The organism is Chromohalobacter nigrandesensis, from assembly GCF_023061285.1.
GTDB classification, from domain to species: Bacteria; Pseudomonadota; Gammaproteobacteria; order Pseudomonadales; family Halomonadaceae; genus Chromohalobacter; species Chromohalobacter nigrandesensis.
This window is the reverse complement of the sequence record NZ_JAKGAM010000005.1, coordinates 191,959-210,002: the sequence shown is the minus strand read 5'-3', so window position 1 is coordinate 210,002 and position 18,044 is coordinate 191,959. Positions and strand designations below refer to the sequence as shown.

Genomic DNA, 18,044 nt, shown 5'->3' with positions numbered 1-18,044 from the left:
CGAGACGAGGCCGGCTCGGGGGTGCAAAGTTTACACGCTGGACGACTAACTGCCTAGCGATTGGCCATCGGTGGCATTTGATGCCACGTGACTTCTCGGCGACAATAACGCACCGCTTTACCCGATGCCCGCAAGGCGAGGAGCTAGCCAATGCCATCCCGTTTCGAAATGGCCAATGCCATTCGTGCCCTGTCCATGGATGCCGTCCAGAAAGCCAAATCCGGCCACCCTGGCGCTCCCATGGGCATGGCCGACATCGCGCAGGTACTATGGAATGACTATCTTGCGCACAACCCGGCCAATCCCCACTGGGCCAACCGCGACCGTTTCGTGCTCTCCAACGGTCACGGCTCGATGCTGCTCTACTCACTCTTGCACCTGACCGGCCACGGCATCTCGCTGGAAGACCTGCAGAACTTCCGCCAGTTGCACTCCACAACTGCCGGGCATCCCGAACTCGGCTACGCCCCGGGCGTCGAGACCACCACCGGGCCACTGGGTCAGGGTCTGGCCAACGCCGTGGGCATGGCCCTCGCCGAGCGCACCCTTGCCGCGCAATTCAATCGCCCCGGCCATGCGATCGTCGATCACTACACCTACGTCTTCGTCGGCGATGGTTGCCTGATGGAAGGCATCTCGCACGAAGTCTCCTCGCTGGCGGGCACTCAGGGATTGGGCAAGTTGATCGCCTTCTACGATGCCAACGGCATCTCCATCGACGGTGAAGTCGAAGGCTGGTTCACCGACGACACCGCCAAGCGTTTCGAGGCCTACGGCTGGCACGTGGTGCCCAACGTCGACGGCCACGACCCCGAGGCGGTCAAGGCCGCCATCGAGCTGGCCCGCACCAACGACGACAAGCCCAGCATGATCATCTGCAAGACGATCATCGGCTTCGGTGCGCCCAACAAGCAGGGCAAGGAAGAAGCCCACGGCGCAGCACTCGGCGAAGACGAAGTCGCCGCCGCCCGCGAACAGCTCGGCTGGTCGCATCCGCCGTTCCACGTACCGGAAGACATCTATCAAGCCTGGGATGCCACCCAGCGCGGCGCCGAGGCCGAAGCCAACTGGAACGAACGTTTCGCGCGCTATCAGGCGGCCTATCCCGAGGAAGCCCGCGAGCTCGAGCGCCGCCTCAAGGGTGAATTGCCGGCGACGCTGACCAGCGAAAAGCTCATCGAAGACGCTCAGGAAAAAGGCGAAAGCCTCGCCTCGCGCAAGGCATCGCTGGCGTGCCTCAACGAGCTCGGTCCGCAACTGCCCGAATTGCTGGGCGGCAGCGCCGATCTGGCACCGTCCAACCTGACCTTCTGGAAAGGTGCCAAGGCCATCACGCAGTCCGAGGCCAGCGGCAACTACCTGCACTACGGGGTTCGTGAGTTCGGCATGGCCGCAATCATGAACGGTATCGCCCTGCACGGCGGCTTCGTGACTTACGGCGCTACCTTCCTGATCTTCATGGAATACATGCGCAACGCCGTACGCATGGCAGCGCTGATGGGACAGCAGGTCATCCACGTCTTCACCCACGACTCCATCGGTCTGGGCGAAGACGGCCCCACCCACCAGCCCATCGAGCAGCTCACCACGCTGCGTTCGACGCCCAACCTCTCCACCTGGCGCCCCTGCGACGCCGTGGAAACCGCCGTCTCCTGGGATGCGGCGCTCAAGCGTCAGTCGGGCCCCACCGCGCTGATTTTCTCGCGCCAAGGCTTGCCTCATCAGGCCCGCGACAAGCAACAACTGGCCAATATCGAGCGTGGTGGCTACGTCCTCAAGGATTGCGAAGGTACGCCGGATTTGATCCTTATCGCTACCGGCTCAGAGGTCGGCCTGGCGGTGGACGCCGCCAATGAGCTGACAAACGCAGGCAAACGCGTGCGCGTGGTGTCCATGCCCTCCACCGACACCTTCGACGCCCAGGACGCCGACTACCGCGAATCGGTCCTGCCGCGTGGCGTCACCGCACGCCTGGCCATCGAGGCCGGCCACCGCGACTTCTGGTTCAAGTACGTGGGCCTCGACGGCGCTGTCGTCGGCATGAGCACCTTCGGCGAATCCGCCCCCGCCGGCGATCTGTTCAAGCACTTCGGCTTCACCGTCGACAACGTCGTCGACCAGGCCAAGGCGCTGCTGGCATGACGCGCCCGGCCTGGCGCCATTCGCCAGGCCTTTAATGCTCGTCGCATAACGTCAACGCCCGACAAGCCACGCTTGCCGGGCGTTTTGCATGCCATGGCTCACGCCTCCCGTGCGGGAGGCGCCATGAACTCGGGGCCGACGGGGTCGGTGACGTGCGCTTCAATGATGGCGTTGATGTCGCGCAGGTCACTGGCGGTCAGCGACCAGTCGGCAAGCGCATCCAGCGGCGTCACCTGATCCGGCCGCCGTGCGCCCCACAGGGCGATGGCGTTGGGATGAGAATCGAGCACCCAGCGCACCGCCAGGGCCAATACCGGCTTGTCGTGACGCTCGCGGGCGAGTTGTGCCAACGCCTCGACCGCCGCAAGGTACTGCCCGAAGCCATAGGCCGGCGCGGTGTCGATCAAGGTGATGCCGCGATCCAACGCCGCGTGAATGGTCCGAATGGCATTGGCATCGTCGGTGCCACCCCATTTCCAACCGCCGATCGCCCAGGTGCCAAGCCCCACACGTGACGGCGCAAGCTCGGTACCCGGTATCGTGACGTTTTCCATGTCGCTCTCCTTTGCCTGTCAGCGGCAGCGTGCCGCATTCCGGAACGCTATCCAGCGTGGTCGCCGGGAGCGACTTTGACAAGATTTACGGGAGGGGAAGGCGAGGACGTATGCATCCCCGGATACCGCGACACGAACCGATGTCGGGTACCCGGGAGTTACTGATCGATCAGTGCCACGGCAGACGTTGACCACACGATACTGACGCTGCTTCAGAACGCCCAGTCTTCGTCCTCGGTGCGTTCAGAACGTCCGATGACGTAGGAGGAGCCGGAGCCTGAGAAGAAGTCGTGGTTTTCCTCGGCCCCGGGTGAGAGCGCCGCCAGGATCGCCGGATTGACCGACTCGGCCGCCCCGGGGAACAGCGACTCATAGCCCAGATTCATCAACGCCTTGTTGGCGTTGTAGTGCAAGAACGCCTTGACCTCTTCGGTGAGCCCCACGTCGTCGTAGAGCGATTCCGTGTACTGCACCTCGTTGTCGTAGAGCTCGAGCAGCAAATCGAAGGTGGCGTCCTTGATCTGTTGCTGGCGCTCGGCGCTCTCCTTGGCCAGCGCCTGCTGGAACTTGTAGCCGATGTAGTAGCCGTGGACCGCTTCGTCGCGAATGATCAGACGAATCAGATCGGCGGTATTGGTCAACTTGCCGCGACTGGCCCAGTACATCGGCAGATAGAAACCGGAGTAGAACAAGAACGACTCGAGGAAGACGCTGGCGACCTTGCGCATCAGCGGGTCATCCATGCGATAGCGATTGAGTATCAGCTCGGCCTTGTGCTGCAGGTGCGTATTTTCCTCGCTCCAGCGGTAGGCGTCGTCGACATCGCGCGTCGCACACAGCGTCGAGAAGATCGAGCTGTAGGAGCGCGCGTGCACCGACTCCATGAAGCTTATGTTGGTGAACACCGCTTCTTCGTGGGGCGTCACAGCATCCTCGATCAGCACCGGCGCGCCGATGGTGCCCTGAATGGTGTCGAGCAACGTAAGCCCGGTGAAGACGCGAATGGTCAGCGTCTGTTCCTGCTCGGTCAGTGTGTTCCACGCGCTCACGTCGTTGGACAACGGCACCTTCTCGGGCAGCCAGAAGTTGGCGGTCAGCCGGTTCCAGACCTCCAGGTCCTTCTCGTCCTGCAGGCGGTTCCAGTTGATGGCATCGACGCGCGTCAGATGACGCGGTGTGGCGGTAGCAGTCATGACGATTCTCTCAATTCCGGCGGTGCGCTGGCGCTGGCACCAACGCACCGATAATCTCGATGGGGATATCGATCGTGCGGGTGCGTCATCCTGACCTTACAAGGTGCAGGACACGCAGCCTTCAACCTCGGTCCCTTCCAGCGCAGCCTGACGCAGACGCACGTAATAAAGCGTCTTGATACCCTGACGCCAGGCGTAGATCTGCGCCCGGTTGATGTCGCGCGTGGTCGCGGTATCGCGGAAGAACAGCGTCAGCGACAGGCCCTGATCGACGTGACGGGTGGCCTCGGCATAGGTATCGATGATCTTCTCGGGGCCGATCTCGTAGGCGTCCTGGTAGTATTCCTGGTTGTCGTCGTTGAGATACGGCGCCGGGTAATAGACGCGTCCCAGCTTGCCTTCCTTGCGAATCTCGATCTTCGACACTACCGGGTGAATGCTCGACGTCGAATGGTTGATATAGGAAATCGAACCGGTCGGCGGCACCGCCTGAAGATTGCGGTTGAAAAGCCCGTGCGCCATGACTGAAGCCTTGAGCTCGCGCCAGTCGTTCTGACTCGGAATATGAATCCCGGCCTTGTCGAAAAGCTCGCGGACACGCGCGGTACGCGGGCCCCACGCCTGCTCGGTGTACTTGTCGAAATACACGCCGCTAGCGTAGTCCGAGTCCGCGAAGCCGGCGAAGGCCACGCCCCGTTCGATCGCCAACTGGTTGGAAGCCCGCAGCGCATGATAGGTCACAGTGTAGAAGTACAGATTGGTGAAATCCAGGCCTTCTTCGCTGCCGTAATAAATATGCTCACGCGCCAGGTAACCATGCAGGTTCATCTGCCCCAGGCCGATGGCATGCGAATGCTTGTTGGCCTCGGCAATCGACGGCACCGAGCGGATATCGCTCATCTCGGAGACCGCCGTCAGCCCGCGAATCGCGGTCTCGACCGTGGCCCCGAAATCCGAGGAATCCATGGTCCTGGCGATGTTCAACGAGCCAAGATTGCAGGAGATGTCCTCGCCGATACGCTCATAGCCCAGATCCGCATCGTAATCGGACGGCGTGTTGACCTGCAGGATCTCCGAGCACAGATTGCTCATGTTGATGCGGCCGGCGATCGGGTTGGCGCGATTCACCGTGTCCTCGAACATCACATACGGATAGCCCGACTCGAACTGGACCTCCGCCAGCGTCTGGAACAGCTCCCGCGCGTTGATCTTGGTCTTGCGAATACGCGCGTCGTCGACCATCTCGGCGTACTTCTCGGTGACGCTGATGTCGCCGAACGGCTTGCCGTAGACCTTCTCCACGTCATAGGGCGAGAACAAGTACATCGGCTCGTTACGCCTGGCCAGCTCGAAGGTGATGTCGGGAATCACCACACCCAGCGACAGCGTCTTGATGCGAATCTTCTCGTCGGCGTTCTCGCGCTTGGTGTCGAGAAAACGCAGGATATCCGGGTGGTGCGCGTTGAGATACACCGCGCCGGCGCCCTGGCGCGCGCCCAACTGGTTGGCGTAGGAAAAAGCGTCTTCGAGCATCTTCATGATCGGGATGATGCCCGAGGACTGATTCTCGATATGCTTGATCGGCGCCCCGGCCTCGCGGATGTTACTGAGCAGAAACGCGACACCGCCGCCACGCTTGGAAAGCTGCAGCGCCGAATTGATGGAGCGCCCGATGGACTCCATGTTGTCCTCGATGCGCAATAGGAAGCACGAGACCAGCTCGCCGCGCTGCTTCTTGCCGCAATTGAGAAACGTCGGCGTGGCCGGCTGGAAGCGTCCGTGGATGATTTCATCCATCAACTGCCGCGCCACCGTCTCGTCACCCTGCGCCAAGGTCAGCGCCACCATGCACACCCGGTCCTCGAAACGCTCGAGGTAACGGCGCCCGTCGAAGGTCTTGAGCGTATAACTGGTGTAGTACTTGAATGCGCCGAGGAAGCTCTGGAAGCGGAACTTCACGGCATAGGCGCGCTCGAACAGCGACTTGATGAAGGCGAAGTCGTACTGGTCGAGCACCTCTTTCTCGTAATAGTCCTCCGCCACCAGATACTCGAGCTTTTCCGCCAGCGAATGGAAGAAAACCGTATTCTGATTGACGTGCTGCAGGAAGTACTGACGCGACGCCTCGCGGTCTGCCTGCAGTTGCAGGCGCCCCTCATTGTCGTAGAGGTTGAGCATCGCGTTGAGGGCATGATAGTCCAGCGTCTGCGTCGCGCGGCTAAGCTCGACGGAGGACGTGTTCTCGGTAGTTTCCACAGTGTCATCCAGCATCTGTCATCTCCGCCGCCAGGCAACTGTTCACCTTGGCGACATCCTCGGGCATTCCCATCAATTCGAAGCGGTGCAGCAACGGCACCTGGCACTTATGCGCGACCACGCGACCGGCCAGGCCGAAGGCGGCACCGAAGTTGGTATTACCGCCGGCCACCACACCTTCGATCAGGGCCCGGTTGTGGGGGTCGTTCAAGAACCGGATCACCGGTCCCGGTACTGCCGTGCGTGGATCGCCATCGCCGTATGTCGGCAAGATCAGGATATAGGGGCGTTCCACGCGCAGCGGGGCATCGTTGCGGCTACGCGGGATGGCTTGCGCCGGCACGTCGAGCTTTTCGACGAAGCGCCGCGTATTGCCCGATTGCGTGGAAAAGTACACTACATCGCGCATGCTGCCCCCTTCCTCTCACGCGAGTTGGCGAATCAGCTCGGGACGAAAACCTGACCAATGATGCGACTCCGCCGCCACGACTACCGGCAACTGGCGATAGCCCAGCGACTCGACGGTCCGTACCGCTTCGGGGTCCACGCTGACATCCACCACCGTGTAGTCGAGCCCCTGCTTGTCGAGGGCACGATAGGTGGCGTGGCACTGCATGCAATCCGGCTTGCTGTAAATCTTGATGCTCATGAGAATGATAAGCCTTTGTTTTCGCAAAGAAGAAATAGAAGGTACAAATATCGTTCGGGAATGACGCGCCGCCCTCTCAGGCACCGCGTCTCAATACACCATATATGGTAGTACAAACTGGAAGGCCCGCATAGATATTGACGATGGACGACAAATTCGCTAGAGCGATCTTGCGTTGGCAACGCCCATGTGCAGCGTGGCGAGAACGTCTCAGTGGCGCGCCAGATAGCTTTCCATCAGCCATTGCAGCGGCGCAGCGCGGCGTGCCGCGCCCAGTGCCAAGTGGCGCACCAGACGTGCCGGTGGCCGCGTATCGCCGTACAGCGTCACCAGGGCTCGCGAGGCATGCCACAGCGGCAGGATCGCACGCTGATGGTGGCGCGCATAAATCGCCAGTTGCGCCGGTGCCCCGACATCCCTCACCGCCTGGTCGTGATGCGTCAGCGCCTCGACCAGCCGACGCACACTGGCCAGACCGACGTTGAAGCCATGCGCCGTGACCGGGTGCAAGCCCACCGCCGCATCGCCCACCAGCGCCACGCGATCAGCGACCAGGTGGTCGGCCCGGCTGACCACGAGTGGGTAATCGTGCAATGCGCCAGAGCAGCGCATCTCACCCACGCTGTTCCGGTAGAGCCGCGTCGCCTCCGTCGCGAATGCTTCCGCCGACAGCGCCTTGAGTCGCTCGGCCTGATGCGGCGGCAGCGTCATCACCAACGACGCGGTATCCCCCGCCAACGGCAGCAAGGCCAAACCACGCTCACCGTTGAACCATGACCAGGTCACTTCCCGATGTGGTCGCGTATGCGCCATGCGGCGCACCAGCAGACGCTGGCCGGTATCGTGAACCTGCGCGGAGAGCCCCGCCAGGCGCCGTGTCGCCGATAAACGGCCATCGGCGGCCACCACCAGACGCGCGGTGATCTGCGACTGGTCGTCGAGCAGTACACTACGCCCGCCAGAACAGGTGCCCAATGCGCTCACCCGACGCCCGGTGACGAGCTCGATACGCCCGCTACCCTGCACCGCTTCGAATGCGGCGCGCCTGATGACATGATTGGCGACGAGCTGACCGATGCTGTCCTCGCCCTCACCTCGCGCACTGGCCAGGGTCATGCCTCGCGAACTGGCTCCGTTGTAGAGACGCGCCTCGCGAATCGGCGCCATCTGACCGGCGGGGATGTCGATGCCCACCGCCGTCAACTGCTTGCGCGAGGCATGCGTCAGGGCAATCTCACGCCCATCATCGTCGGGCGAGGCCAACGCCGTGCAGGGCGCGGCATCGATCAACGTCACCGACACATCCAGCGCCGCCAGCTCCATCGCCAGGCTCATGCCAACCGGCCCCGCGCCGACGATCGCGACATCTTTGATAGGTTGTGACATGCGCCCTCCACGCCGAATGGACATCCCCAATGGGAAAACATCATAAACGGCGTAACGCTCACGCGTCATAAGCGTGACAATGGGTCGCGACCTTAGGCTATGTACGACAAGTCGGCAAGACGACCCGGCAAGGCCGAGTCGTCATTCACTGTCACTGGGGCGTCTTGGGTCAGGCGAGCGTCTTGGATCAGGCGATAGTGACTTCAGAGGACAGGTAGACATCCTGAATGGCGTTGAGCAGTTCGACGCCTTCGTTCATGGGCTTCTGGAACGCCTTGCGCCCGGAAATCAGCCCCATGCCGCCGGCACGCTTGTTGATCACCGCCGTGCGCACCGCCTCGCCGAGATCGGAATGGCCTTTGGAGCCGCCGCCGGAATTGATCAGCCCGGCGCGCCCCATGAAGCAGTTCGCCACCTGATAGCGGGCCAGATCCACGGGGTTGTCGCTGGTCAGCTCGTCGTAGACCTTGTCATGAGTGTGCCCGAAGCCGATGGCGCGATAGCCGCCGTTGTTCTCCGGCAGCTTCTGTTTGACGATGTCCGCCTTCAGTGTCGCCGCCATGTGGATCGCCTGGCCGGTCAGGTCCGAGGCGACATGATAATCCGTGCCTTCGTGCTTGAACGCCGGGTTACGCAAGTAGGACCACAGCACCGTGACCATGCCCAATTCATGCGCACGCTCGAAAGCCTCGCTGATTTCCTGAATTTGGCGACGGCTCTCGGGCGAACCGAAGTAAATGGTCGCTCCCACCGCCACGCAGCCCATGTCGTGCGCCTGCTCGACCTGCGCGAACAGCGTCTGATCAAACATCGCCGGATAGGTCAGCGCCTCGTTGTGGTTGAGCTTGAGCATGAAGGGAATCTTGTGCGCATAACGGCGCGCCACCGAGGACAGCACGCCCAGCGTCGAGGCGACGCCGTTGCAGCCACCTTCAATGGCCAACTCGACGATGTTCTTGGGATCGAAGTACTGGGGATTGGGCGCGAACGACGCCCCGGCGGAGTGTTCGATCCCCTGATCGACCGGCAGAAAACTCAGGTAGCCGGTCCCCGCCAGGCGACCATGATTGAAAAGCGCCTGCATGTTGCGCAGCACGTGCGGGCTGCGGTCGTTTTCCGACATCACCCGATCGATGAAATCCGGCCCCGGCAGGTATAAATCTTCCTGGCGAAACGTCTGGCATTGGTGCTCCAGCAGTGTTTCCGCCTCAGCCCCCAGGAGCCTCGCGATATCGGTCATGTAATCCCCTCCCTGTCATCTTCATCCAAGCCTGGCTATGCGTCACGACGTGGCAGCCGACACGCTCATCAGGCTGGCACATGCGTGTGGAGCATAGCAATTCACGCTCGCCGCGTAAGCGTCAATGTCACGTCAGGCATCCGCCGCGCGCTCTGGTATGATGCGCGTCAATCTCCGGCACATTCATGCAAGGATCCTCCGCATGCTGTCCATCCTACGCGGTTTTCTGATCCTCACGGCGTTTTTGATGCTCGGCGACATCACCGTCGAGCTGTTCGCACTTCCGCTCTCCAGCGGCGTGGCCGGTATGTTGTTGCTCACCTTCTGGCTGCTGCTGCGCCGCCGCTTGAGCCACGACCTGACCGCCGCCAGCCAACCGCTGATCGGCATGCTGGCGCTGCTCATCATGCCGGGTGTCGTGGGTATCTTCTTCCAGGCCGACGAATTCAGCGGCCAATGGCTGGCTATCTTCATCGCCCTGATCCTGGGTACGCTGCTCAGTTCGTTGACCACGCTGTGGTTGATGCAGCATCTGGTTTCCACACCCCGGGAACGACCGCATGAGTGAGCTTTTACTTCGCCTGGAGATACTGACGAGCGAACTCCCGCAACGTCCCGAAACCGCCATCGTGCTCACCCTGGCAGCCTATTTCGCCGGCCTGCGACTCTTTGGCTGGCTGCGCTCGCCCGCCTGGTGCCCACCCATTCTGCTCGCCGCCTGCCTGCTGGCCGGCTTGCTGGCGCTGTTGCCACTCGACTACACCGAATACCGCCATGGCGTCGGCTGGCTAACCTGGCTGCTCGGCCCCGCCACCGTGGCCCTGGGCGTGCCGCTCTACCAGCAGGTGCATCATATCCGCACGCTGTGGAAGCCTATCGTACTGACCCTGCCCCCTGCGGCGATCCTCGCTGCAGGATATGCCGTGGGCATCGCCTGGCTGCTGGATGCACCGCCGACGGTGCTGGCTTCACTGGCGCCCAAGTCGGTGACCGCGCCCATCGCCATGGGCATCACCCAAGAACTGGGCGGCTCCGTATCGCTGCTGATGGGCGCCTTGCTGATCACCGGGGTAATGGCCACGCTCAGCATCACGCTGCTGGCACGCTGGGGCAACATCCACGATCAACGCGTCATCGGCTTCGCGTTGGGCCTCAACGGACACGCCATCGGCACCGTGCGCGCTTTCGACATCGGCCCCACCGCCGGCGCCTTCGCTTCGCTGGGCATGAGCCTGACCGGTGTTTTCACCGCGCTATGGCTACCGTTGATGTGGCATTTCCTGGGTTAGATCTCGCCTGCAGTGACATGATTTCACATGCTGAATCGTGTCATGTCATGCTCACGTCACGCGGGCTTGGGCAAGCGGGGCGTAACTGCGCTAACATCGGCGCTTCACTGTCGAAGCGGGTCTTCCGAGCGTCTGTCCATGTCCTATCGCATCGCCATCAATGGTTACGGTCGTATCGGCCAATGTGTCCTGCGAGCCCTCACCGAGCGCCATGCCACTGACTTGGTCGTGGTAGCCATCAACGAGCTTTCCGATCTCGATACCATCGCCTATTTGACGCGCTACGACACCACCCATGGGCGCTTTCCCGGCCAGGTGGAAACCCGTGACGGCGCGCTGATCATCAACGGCCATGCCATCCGCGTGCTCTCCGAGCCCGATCCGTCACGCCTGCCCTGGGCGGAGCTTGACATCGACCTGGTGCTCGAATGCTCGGGCAGCTTCAAGGACCGTGCCACCGCCGAGCGGCACATCGCCGCCGGGGCCCAACGGCTGCTGTTCTCGCAGCCCGCCGAGGCCGATGTCGACGCCACCATCGTGCATGGCATCAACGATACCGAGCTGCACCCCGAGATGCGCATCGTTTCCGCAGCGTCCTGCACCACTAACTGCCTGGTCCCGCTGTTGACCGTGCTCGACGAGGCGCTGGGGCTAGAGCATGGCGTGACCACCACCATTCATTCGGCGATGAACGACCAGCCGGTGATCGATGCCTATCACAAGACCGATCTGCGCCTGACGCGCTCGGCCATGCACTCGATCATCCCCGTGGATACCGGGCTGGCACGCGGTATCGAGCGCCTCATGCCGCATCTCTCCGGGCGCTTCGAGTGTCTGCATGTGCGCGTGCCGACCATCAACGTCTCGGCCATGGACATGGCGCTCTCGGTGCGCGAGGCCACCACGGCCGAGCAGGTCAACGCGCTGTTGCAGGCCGCCAGCCACGAGCGGCTCCATGGCTTGCTCGGCTACACTCAGGAGCCGGTGACCTCGGTCGACTTCAACCACGATCCGCGCTCGGGTATCGTGGACGCCACCCAGACCCGCGTGGCCGGCAGCTATCTGATCAAGATGCTGTGCTGGTTCGACAACGAGTGGGGCTTCGCCAACCGCATGCTCGACGTGGCGACACACTGGCTGGCACTCGCCGCTCAGACCGCTCCCGATACGTCGACACGCGCCGCGCCCCCGACAGCATCGTTGTCGTCTGACATCCCTTCACCCAAGTGAGGAACACGCCCATGAACGTGCGCAAGATGACCGATCTGGATCTCGCCGGAAAACGTGTACTGATTCGTGAAGATCTCAACGTGCCCATCAAGGGCGACCAGGTCACCAGCGATGCGCGCCTGCGCGCCTGTCTGCCGACCATCCAGGCCGCGCTCGACGCCGGCGCCCGGGTAATGCTGATGAGCCACCTGGGCCGCCCCACCGAAGGCGAGCCCGCCGATGAATTCTCGCTCGCCCCGGTGGCGACGCACCTCGGCAAGCTGCTGAACCGCAAGGTACGTCTGGAACAGGATTACCTCGATGGCAGCATCCAGATCGCCGACGGCGAGGTCGTGCTGCTCGAGAACGTGCGCTACAACACCGGCGAAAAGAAAGACGACGAGACACTGGCCAAGGCCTACGCCGCACTCTGCGACGTCTTCGTCATGGACGCCTTCGGTACCGCGCATCGTGCCCAGGCCTCTACCCACGGCGTGGCGCGTTTCGCGCCATCCGTCTGCGCCGGACCACTGCTTTCCGGCGAGCTCGATGCCTTGGAAAAGGCACTCGCCACGCCGGCACGCCCGATGCTGGCCATCGTCGGCGGCTCCAAGGTCTCCACCAAGCTCGAGGTGCTCACCGCGCTCTCCGAGAAGTGCGATCAACTGATCGTCGGCGGCGGCATCGCCAACACCTTCATTGCCGCGGCGGGCTACAACGTCGGCAAATCGCTACATGAAGCGGACCTGGTCGATCAGGCCAAGGCATTGATGGCCAAGGTCGACATTCCGCTGCCATCCGACGTGGTGGTCGCTACCGAGTTCTCCGAGCAGGCCGAGGCCACGGTGAAACCGGTCGACCAGATCGCCGACGACAACATGATCCTCGACATCGGCCCGGACACCGCCAAGCGCTTCGCCGCACTGCTCGAAAACGCCGGCACCATCCTATGGAACGGCCCCGTCGGCGTGTTCGAGATCGACCAGTTCGGCAAGGGAACGGAAATGCTCGCGCGCGCCATCGCCGCCAGCCCGGCCTTCTCCATCGCCGGTGGCGGTGACACTCTGGCAGCCATCGACAAGTACGGCGTCGCCGATGACGTCTCCTATATTTCCACCGGCGGCGGCGCCTTCCTCGAATACGTGGAAGGCAAGCAACTGCCCGCCGTGGCGGCGCTCGAAGCCGCCTCCCGGTAATCTGGCTCACGCCACTGCTTAAACCACTACGCAAGTCACTACGTCACGATCGGCGGCCCACGGGCCGCCCTGCACTTCCAGAGGAATCACACTCCCCATGGCTCTGATCAGCCTGCGTCAATTGCTCGACCACGCCGCCGAACACGCCTATGGCGTTCCCGCGTTCAACGTCAACAACCTGGAACAGATGCGCGCCATCATGGAGGCCGCCGACAAGACCGACTCACCGGTGATCGTCCAGGCCTCCGCGGGGGCGCGCAAATATGCCGGCGCGCCCTTCCTGCGCCACCTGATCCTGGCCGCCACCGAAGAGTTTCCGCATATCCCGGTGGTCATGCACCAGGATCACGGCACCAGCCCCGATGTCTGCCAGCGCTCCATCCAACTGGGGTTCTCCTCGGTGATGATGGACGGCTCGCTCAAGGAAGACGGCAAGACCCCCGCCGACTATGCCTACAACGTCGATGTCACCCGTCGCGCCGTGGAAATGGCGCACGCCTGTGGCGTCTCGGTGGAAGGTGAATTGGGCTGCCTGGGCTCGCTGGAAACCGGCCAGGCCGGTGAGGAAGATGGCGTTGGCGCCGAAGGCACGCTGGATCACAGCCAGTTGCTGACCGAGCCGGAAGAGGCCGCGCAGTTCGTCGCCGCCACCCATGTCGATGCCCTGGCCATTGCCATCGGCACCAGCCACGGCGCCTACAAGTTCACGCGGCCGCCGACAGGCGATATTCTCTCCATCCAGCGCATCAAGGAGATTCACGCGCGCATCCCCGATACGCACCTGGTGATGCACGGCTCCAGCTCGGTGCCGCAGGAATGGCTGGAGACCATCAACGCCCATGGCGGCGAGATTCCCGAGACCTATGGCGTCCCGGTCGAAGAAATCGTCGAAGGCATCAAGCACGGCGTGCGCAAGGTCAACATCGACACCGACCTGCGCTTGGCCTCCACCGGCGCGGTACGCCGTTTTTTAGCCGAGAATCCCAGCGAGTTCGACCCGCGCAAATTCCTCAAGGCAAGCGTCACCGCCATGCGCGACCTGTGCATCCAGCGTTTCGAGGCCTTCGGCACCGCCGGTCAAGCCAGCAAGATCGCCCCGCTCAACCTCGAACGCATGTTCGAGCGTTATGCGCAGGGTGAGTTGAAGCCGCAGGTTTCGTAAGGCCCTATCGAGACCGGGAGAGACTTGAGAGCGCCACCGGCGCTCTCAAGCGATTCAGGGAAGAATTACTGCTCGAGTACGAACGGGTCGGTGTATTGATCGACATTGTCTGCGGTGATGAGGAAGCAGTCGAAGAGCCTCTTCTCGCTATCCATGCCGGTATCACCGTTCTTGATGTACTTATCCGCCATGCGCACCGCCGTTTCCGAGAAGATGGCCACCGGCTGCAACACGGTATATTCCATCTCACCGGCTTTGACCGCCTCGACCGCATCGGGCGAGCCATCGAAGCCTCCCACGACCACCTCATCGAGCTTGCCGGCTTCCTTCAAGGCAGAGATAGCCCCGAGCGCCATCTCATCGTTACCGCTGATCACGCCATCGATGTCGGGGTTGGCCTGCAACATGCTCTGTGTCTTGTTGAACCCTTCAGTTCTATCCCAATTGGCGACATCAACGCCAACCTGCTCAAGGCCGGGATATTGGCTAAGCACTGTTTCGTAGCCGTTGGAACGGGTGGCGGCGTTGTTATCCGAAGGCGCGCCCTTCAACTCCACGTAGCGTGCCGAATCGCCGACGCTCTTGATCCACTGCTGTGCCCCCAGCGCCGCACCCTGGGCATTGTTCGAGACGAGCTGTGCCTGAGCCAGCCCCTGCTCGTTGATTTCGGCGTTGATGATAAACACCGGGATATCCGCTGCGACGGCCTTGCGTACCGCCCCAATAGAGCCGTCAGCATTGGCTGGGTCGAGAATGATCGCCTCGACACCATTGGTGATGGCCGTATCGATCTGGTTGCTTTCCGTGTTGGTGTCCCCCTTGTGAGAGCTCACCTCGGCGCGATAGCCAAGCTCTTCGGCGGTTTCCTCGGCGATCTTGCCTTCCGTGAACCAGTAGGGGTTGGAGGTGTCGTTGACGATAATGGAGATACGTCCTTCGTCCTGGGCCGCGACCCCACCCGCGAAGAGCGGCGTGCTCACGGCCAGTGCAGCTATCAGCAGGCGTTTTCCTTTCATGAACATAGTCGACCACCTTTACTCTTATGATTGTGTGCCGGCGTTACCGGCAGTACTTCCCGAGGCCGGCGAACGCTCGGTGGCGCCCTCGGGTTGCGGCGAAGTCGTCTTGCCATCGGAAGAGGCTTGCTGCTTCTTCTGACCGCTGTACTGAATGCTGTTGAGCAAGACCGCAAGAATGATGACGGCCCCGGTGAACACGGTCTGCCAGTAGGAAGAAACCCCGATGATGACCAGCCCATCGGAGAGAAACCCGATCACGAAGGCCCCCAGCAACGTGCCGCGCACATTGCCGCGCCCCCCGGTGAGTGCTGCACCGCCGATGACGACACCGGCAATCGCGGTCAATTCATAGGTCGTCCCGGCGGTCGGCCCTGCCGAGGTCAATTGAGATGATAGCACCAGCCCGGCAATCGCCGCGCAGATACCCGAGATCACATATACCAACACCTGCACTCGCTTGACCGGCACCCCGGAAAGCTCTGCGGCACGGGCGTTGCCCCCGGTGGAATACACCCAACGCCCAAACGGTGTGCGCGCCAGCAGCAGGATGCCGACAATTGCCACGGCCGCCAGAATCAAGACACCGACCGGAATCCCGAGCAATCGATTGAAGCCCAACCAGTCGAAGCCGGTGTTACCCAGCTCCGGGCTACCGCCCAGATTGTTGAAGGTCAACCCGTCGGTCATCAGCAGGGCAACACCTCTTGCCACGTACAAGAGTCCTAATGTCGCCACGAAGGCGGGCACCTTGAAATACGCAATCAGCACGCCATTGATCGCGCCGACCAGTGCGCCCAACCCGCACGTCAGGATGACCACGACCCATACCGGGGGGTAGAACACGACACCCAGTATCTCGAAGGAAACGCCCTGCATCAGAAAGCCCGCGAAGACGCCCGCGAGGCCAAGCGTCGAGCCCACGGAAAGGTCGATGCCGCCCGTCAGGATGACCAGCAACATTCCCAGCGAGAGCAGGCCGAAGATGGCGACGTGAGACGACATGGTCAGGAAGTTGCTGGTCGAGAAATAGACCGGGGAAAGAATCGAGAAAATGACGATGATCGCGATCAAGGCGAAGAACGCACGCCCTTCCAGAAGCACACGCTTTATATCGAAATCGCCACCGAATAGCTTGCCGCGCTCATTGTCGTTATCTTGGCTGACATCAGACATTGTGATTATCTCCGCTGTACAAGTGGATCAAGCGACCACGGCCTCGCCCGAGGCAGCCATAATCTCTTCTTTGGTGGCATCGGCACCGAATTCGGCCGCAATCCGGCCACGACTCATGACGACGATACGGTGGGCAATACTCAGGCATTCGCCGACTTCCGACGTCGAAAACACCACGGCCAAGCCCTGTTGCGCCGCACCCTCGCTGAGCAGCCTGAAGACCTCGGCCTTGGCTCCGATATCGATCCCCCGACTGGGCTCGTCGAGCAGTACGACTCGGGGATGCGTCGCCATCATCTTGCCGATCACGACCTTCTGCTGATTGCCGCCGGATAACGAACCGATGGAGGCGGCAGGGCCATCGGTCTTGATGTGAACGTTACTGATCGAGTCCCCCACCACGTGGCGTTCACGCCCACGCGATGTCAGCAGCCCCTTGGTAAAGGCACCGATGCTGGCAAGCGAGAGGTTCTCGCCCACCGACATCGTCGGCACCAGGCCATCACGCTGACGGTCTTCCGGCACCAGCACCAGGCCTTTTTCGATACGCTCCGCGATACTCAGCCGCGAGATGTCCTCGCCATGCAGCAGAACCCGGCCTGCGACCATGCCGCCACGACCCGCCACGCTTTCGAGCAATTCGGTGCGGCCCGCCCCCATCAACCCGTAGATGCAGACGATCTCGCCGGCACGCACGCTCAACGACATGTCATCGACCACAGCCCGCCCGGGAACCGATGCATCCGGAACGGTGACACCCTCGATCGACAGAACGGCATCCCCCATCGCGTATCCCTCCGGCGGGGAACCGAGATCGAAGTTTTCTCCCACCATGTTGCGTACGATCCATTCGAGATCGATCTCCGCACGCGCGGCATAGGCCGTCATCCGACCGTCACGCAATACCACGGCATGATCGGTAATGGTCAGGGCTTCCTCGAGATGGTGGGAGATATACACGAGCGAGACGCCGCGGCTTTTCAGATCACGAATCACGCGAAACAGCACCTCGACTTCCGAAGCGCTCAATGCCGAGGTCGGCTCATCCATGATCAAGATGCGTGAATTGACGGATAACGCACGGGCGATCTCGACGATCTGCTGCTGCCCGAGACGCAGATCTTCCACAGGCGTGAGTGGATCGATGGGTTCATCCAGCTCTTCCATGAGTTGGCGCGTCTGGTGCGACTCCTCCGCGTAATCGACGCCGCCCTTGCCGACGATTTCACGGCCCATGAAGACGTTATCGCGGACGCTCAAATTGGGTGCGAGGCTAAGCTCCTGGTGAATGATCGATATCCCGTGGCGTTGTGCCTCCGTGGTCGAGGAGAAGCTGACCGGCTCGCCTTCGAGAACGATTTCCCCCGAGGAAGGCTGCATGACACCCGAGAGAATTTTCATCAGTGTCGATTTCCCCGCGCCATTCTCGCCGAAAAGCGTCGTCACTTGCCCGTAATGAACATCGAAATTGACGGCCTTCAAGGCATGAACATTACCGAATGACTTGGCGATATTGCGCGCCGACAGGATCACCTTGCCCAGCGCCTCTTCTTGACTGACTGCATGTTCGTTCATC

The 18,044-nt window shown here is 62.0% G+C and carries 16 protein-coding genes; 6 read left to right on the top strand and 10 right to left on the bottom strand.

Annotation, left to right across the window (positions count from 1 at the left end):
• Positions 1-150: 150 nt before the first annotated feature.
• Positions 151-2,142: a transketolase gene (gene tkt, locus L1073_RS09010; RefSeq protein ID WP_246898604.1), complete on the top strand. Its 1,992-nt coding sequence runs from the start codon at positions 151-153 to the stop codon at positions 2,140-2,142.
• A 98-nt stretch (positions 2,143-2,240) separates the two neighbouring features.
• Here the strand turns inward: tkt and L1073_RS09005 are convergent, their stop codons facing one another.
• From L1073_RS09005 to L1073_RS08975, 7 genes are all read right to left on the bottom strand, one after another.
• On the bottom strand, positions 2,241-2,696 hold the full coding sequence (locus L1073_RS09005; RefSeq protein ID WP_246898602.1) for an aldo/keto reductase: 456 nt from the start codon (positions 2,694-2,696) through the stop codon (positions 2,241-2,243).
• A gap of 212 nt (positions 2,697-2,908) precedes the next feature.
• A complete protein-coding gene (nrdF, locus tag L1073_RS09000) occupies positions 2,909-3,889 on the bottom strand; it encodes a class 1b ribonucleoside-diphosphate reductase subunit beta (RefSeq protein ID WP_246898601.1) in 981 nt (326 codons plus the stop codon).
• A gap of 96 nt (positions 3,890-3,985) precedes the next feature.
• Positions 3,986-6,160: a class 1b ribonucleoside-diphosphate reductase subunit alpha gene (gene nrdE / locus L1073_RS08995; RefSeq protein WP_246898599.1), complete on the bottom strand. Its 2,175-nt coding sequence runs from the start codon at positions 6,158-6,160 to the stop codon at positions 3,986-3,988.
• Entirely contained in the window at positions 6,150-6,554 is a 405-nt protein-coding gene (gene nrdI, locus L1073_RS08990; protein WP_246898597.1) for a class Ib ribonucleoside-diphosphate reductase assembly flavoprotein NrdI, read from the bottom strand. Before nrdI ends, nrdE begins: the two co-directional genes overlap by 11 nt.
• A 15-nt stretch (positions 6,555-6,569) precedes the next feature.
• Positions 6,570-6,794: a glutaredoxin-like protein NrdH gene (gene nrdH, locus L1073_RS08985; protein ID WP_246898595.1), complete on the bottom strand. Its 225-nt coding sequence runs from the start codon at positions 6,792-6,794 to the stop codon at positions 6,570-6,572.
• A 210-nt stretch (positions 6,795-7,004) separates the two neighbouring features.
• Positions 7,005-8,180 carry a 5-demethoxyubiquinol-8 5-hydroxylase UbiM gene (ubiM, locus tag L1073_RS08980; RefSeq protein WP_246898593.1) on the bottom strand — a complete coding sequence of 392 codons (1,176 nt, stop codon included), beginning with the start codon at positions 8,178-8,180 and terminating at the stop codon, positions 7,005-7,007.
• A gap of 187 nt (positions 8,181-8,367) precedes the next feature.
• The gene (locus L1073_RS08975) at positions 8,368-9,420 is read right to left on the bottom strand and encodes a class I fructose-bisphosphate aldolase (RefSeq protein ID WP_246898591.1); all 1,053 of its coding nucleotides are present in this window, start codon (positions 9,418-9,420) and stop codon (positions 8,368-8,370) included.
• 202 nt (positions 9,421-9,622) lie between these two features.
• Between L1073_RS08975 and L1073_RS08970 the strand changes: the two genes are divergently transcribed.
• The 5 genes from L1073_RS08970 to fba all read left to right on the top strand — a co-directional run bounded on the left by L1073_RS08970 (position 9,623) and on the right by fba (position 14,276).
• Positions 9,623-9,988, top strand: a complete 366-nt coding sequence (locus tag L1073_RS08970; protein WP_246898589.1) for a CidA/LrgA family protein — start codon at positions 9,623-9,625, stop codon at positions 9,986-9,988.
• Entirely contained in the window at positions 9,981-10,709 is a 729-nt protein-coding gene (locus L1073_RS08965; protein ID WP_246898587.1) for an LrgB family protein, read from the top strand. Before L1073_RS08970 ends, L1073_RS08965 begins: the two co-directional genes overlap by 8 nt.
• A 138-nt stretch (positions 10,710-10,847) precedes the next feature.
• Positions 10,848-11,939: a type I glyceraldehyde-3-phosphate dehydrogenase gene (locus tag L1073_RS08960; protein ID WP_246898585.1), complete on the top strand. Its 1,092-nt coding sequence runs from the start codon at positions 10,848-10,850 to the stop codon at positions 11,937-11,939.
• A gap of 11 nt (positions 11,940-11,950) precedes the next feature.
• Positions 11,951-13,114, top strand: a complete 1,164-nt coding sequence (locus L1073_RS08955) for a phosphoglycerate kinase (protein WP_246898583.1) — start codon at positions 11,951-11,953, stop codon at positions 13,112-13,114.
• Positions 13,115-13,211: 97 nt separating this feature from the next.
• Positions 13,212-14,276 carry a class II fructose-bisphosphate aldolase gene (fba, locus tag L1073_RS08950; protein WP_246898582.1) on the top strand — a complete coding sequence of 355 codons (1,065 nt, stop codon included), beginning with the start codon at positions 13,212-13,214 and terminating at the stop codon, positions 14,274-14,276.
• 65 nt (positions 14,277-14,341) lie between these two features.
• On the opposite strand, the gene L1073_RS08945 is transcribed toward fba, so the two are convergent.
• From L1073_RS08945 to L1073_RS08935, 3 genes are read right to left on the bottom strand one after another with little or no spacing between them, the layout of a single operon-like run.
• Positions 14,342-15,292: a D-ribose ABC transporter substrate-binding protein gene (locus L1073_RS08945; protein WP_246898580.1), complete on the bottom strand. Its 951-nt coding sequence runs from the start codon at positions 15,290-15,292 to the stop codon at positions 14,342-14,344.
• A 24-nt stretch (positions 15,293-15,316) separates the two neighbouring features.
• On the bottom strand, positions 15,317-16,468 hold the full coding sequence (locus L1073_RS08940) for an ABC transporter permease (RefSeq protein ID WP_246898577.1): 1,152 nt from the start codon (positions 16,466-16,468) through the stop codon (positions 15,317-15,319).
• A gap of 27 nt (positions 16,469-16,495) precedes the next feature.
• Positions 16,496-18,043: a sugar ABC transporter ATP-binding protein gene (locus L1073_RS08935; protein ID WP_246898575.1), complete on the bottom strand. Its 1,548-nt coding sequence runs from the start codon at positions 18,041-18,043 to the stop codon at positions 16,496-16,498.
• Position 18,044: the final 1 nt, after the last annotated feature.

Coding starts and splice junctions, on each gene's coding strand:
- nrdE (WP_246898599.1), bottom strand. CDS start 6,160: ATGCTGGATGACACTGTGGAAACTACCGAGAACACGTCCTCCGTCGAG.
- nrdH (WP_246898595.1), bottom strand. CDS start 6,794: ATGAGCATCAAGATTTACAGCAAGCCGGATTGCATGCAGTGCCACGCC.
- tkt (WP_246898604.1), top strand. CDS start 151: ATGCCATCCCGTTTCGAAATGGCCAATGCCATTCGTGCCCTGTCCATG.
- nrdI (WP_246898597.1), bottom strand. CDS start 6,554: ATGCGCGATGTAGTGTACTTTTCCACGCAATCGGGCAATACGCGGCGC.
- ubiM (WP_246898593.1), bottom strand. CDS start 8,180: ATGTCACAACCTATCAAAGATGTCGCGATCGTCGGCGCGGGGCCGGTT.
- nrdF (WP_246898601.1), bottom strand. CDS start 3,889: ATGACTGCTACCGCCACACCGCGTCATCTGACGCGCGTCGATGCCATC.
- fba (WP_246898582.1), top strand. CDS start 13,212: ATGGCTCTGATCAGCCTGCGTCAATTGCTCGACCACGCCGCCGAACAC.
- L1073_RS08935 (WP_246898575.1), bottom strand. CDS start 18,043: ATGAACGAACATGCAGTCAGTCAAGAAGAGGCGCTGGGCAAGGTGATC.
- L1073_RS09005 (WP_246898602.1), bottom strand. CDS start 2,696: ATGGAAAACGTCACGATACCGGGTACCGAGCTTGCGCCGTCACGTGTG.
- L1073_RS08955 (WP_246898583.1), top strand. CDS start 11,951: ATGAACGTGCGCAAGATGACCGATCTGGATCTCGCCGGAAAACGTGTA.
- L1073_RS08945 (WP_246898580.1), bottom strand. CDS start 15,292: ATGAAAGGAAAACGCCTGCTGATAGCTGCACTGGCCGTGAGCACGCCG.
- L1073_RS08960 (WP_246898585.1), top strand. CDS start 10,848: ATGTCCTATCGCATCGCCATCAATGGTTACGGTCGTATCGGCCAATGT.
- L1073_RS08940 (WP_246898577.1), bottom strand. CDS start 16,468: ATGTCTGATGTCAGCCAAGATAACGACAATGAGCGCGGCAAGCTATTC.
- L1073_RS08975 (WP_246898591.1), bottom strand. CDS start 9,420: ATGACCGATATCGCGAGGCTCCTGGGGGCTGAGGCGGAAACACTGCTG.
- L1073_RS08965 (WP_246898587.1), top strand. CDS start 9,981: ATGAGTGAGCTTTTACTTCGCCTGGAGATACTGACGAGCGAACTCCCG.
- L1073_RS08970 (WP_246898589.1), top strand. CDS start 9,623: ATGCTGTCCATCCTACGCGGTTTTCTGATCCTCACGGCGTTTTTGATG.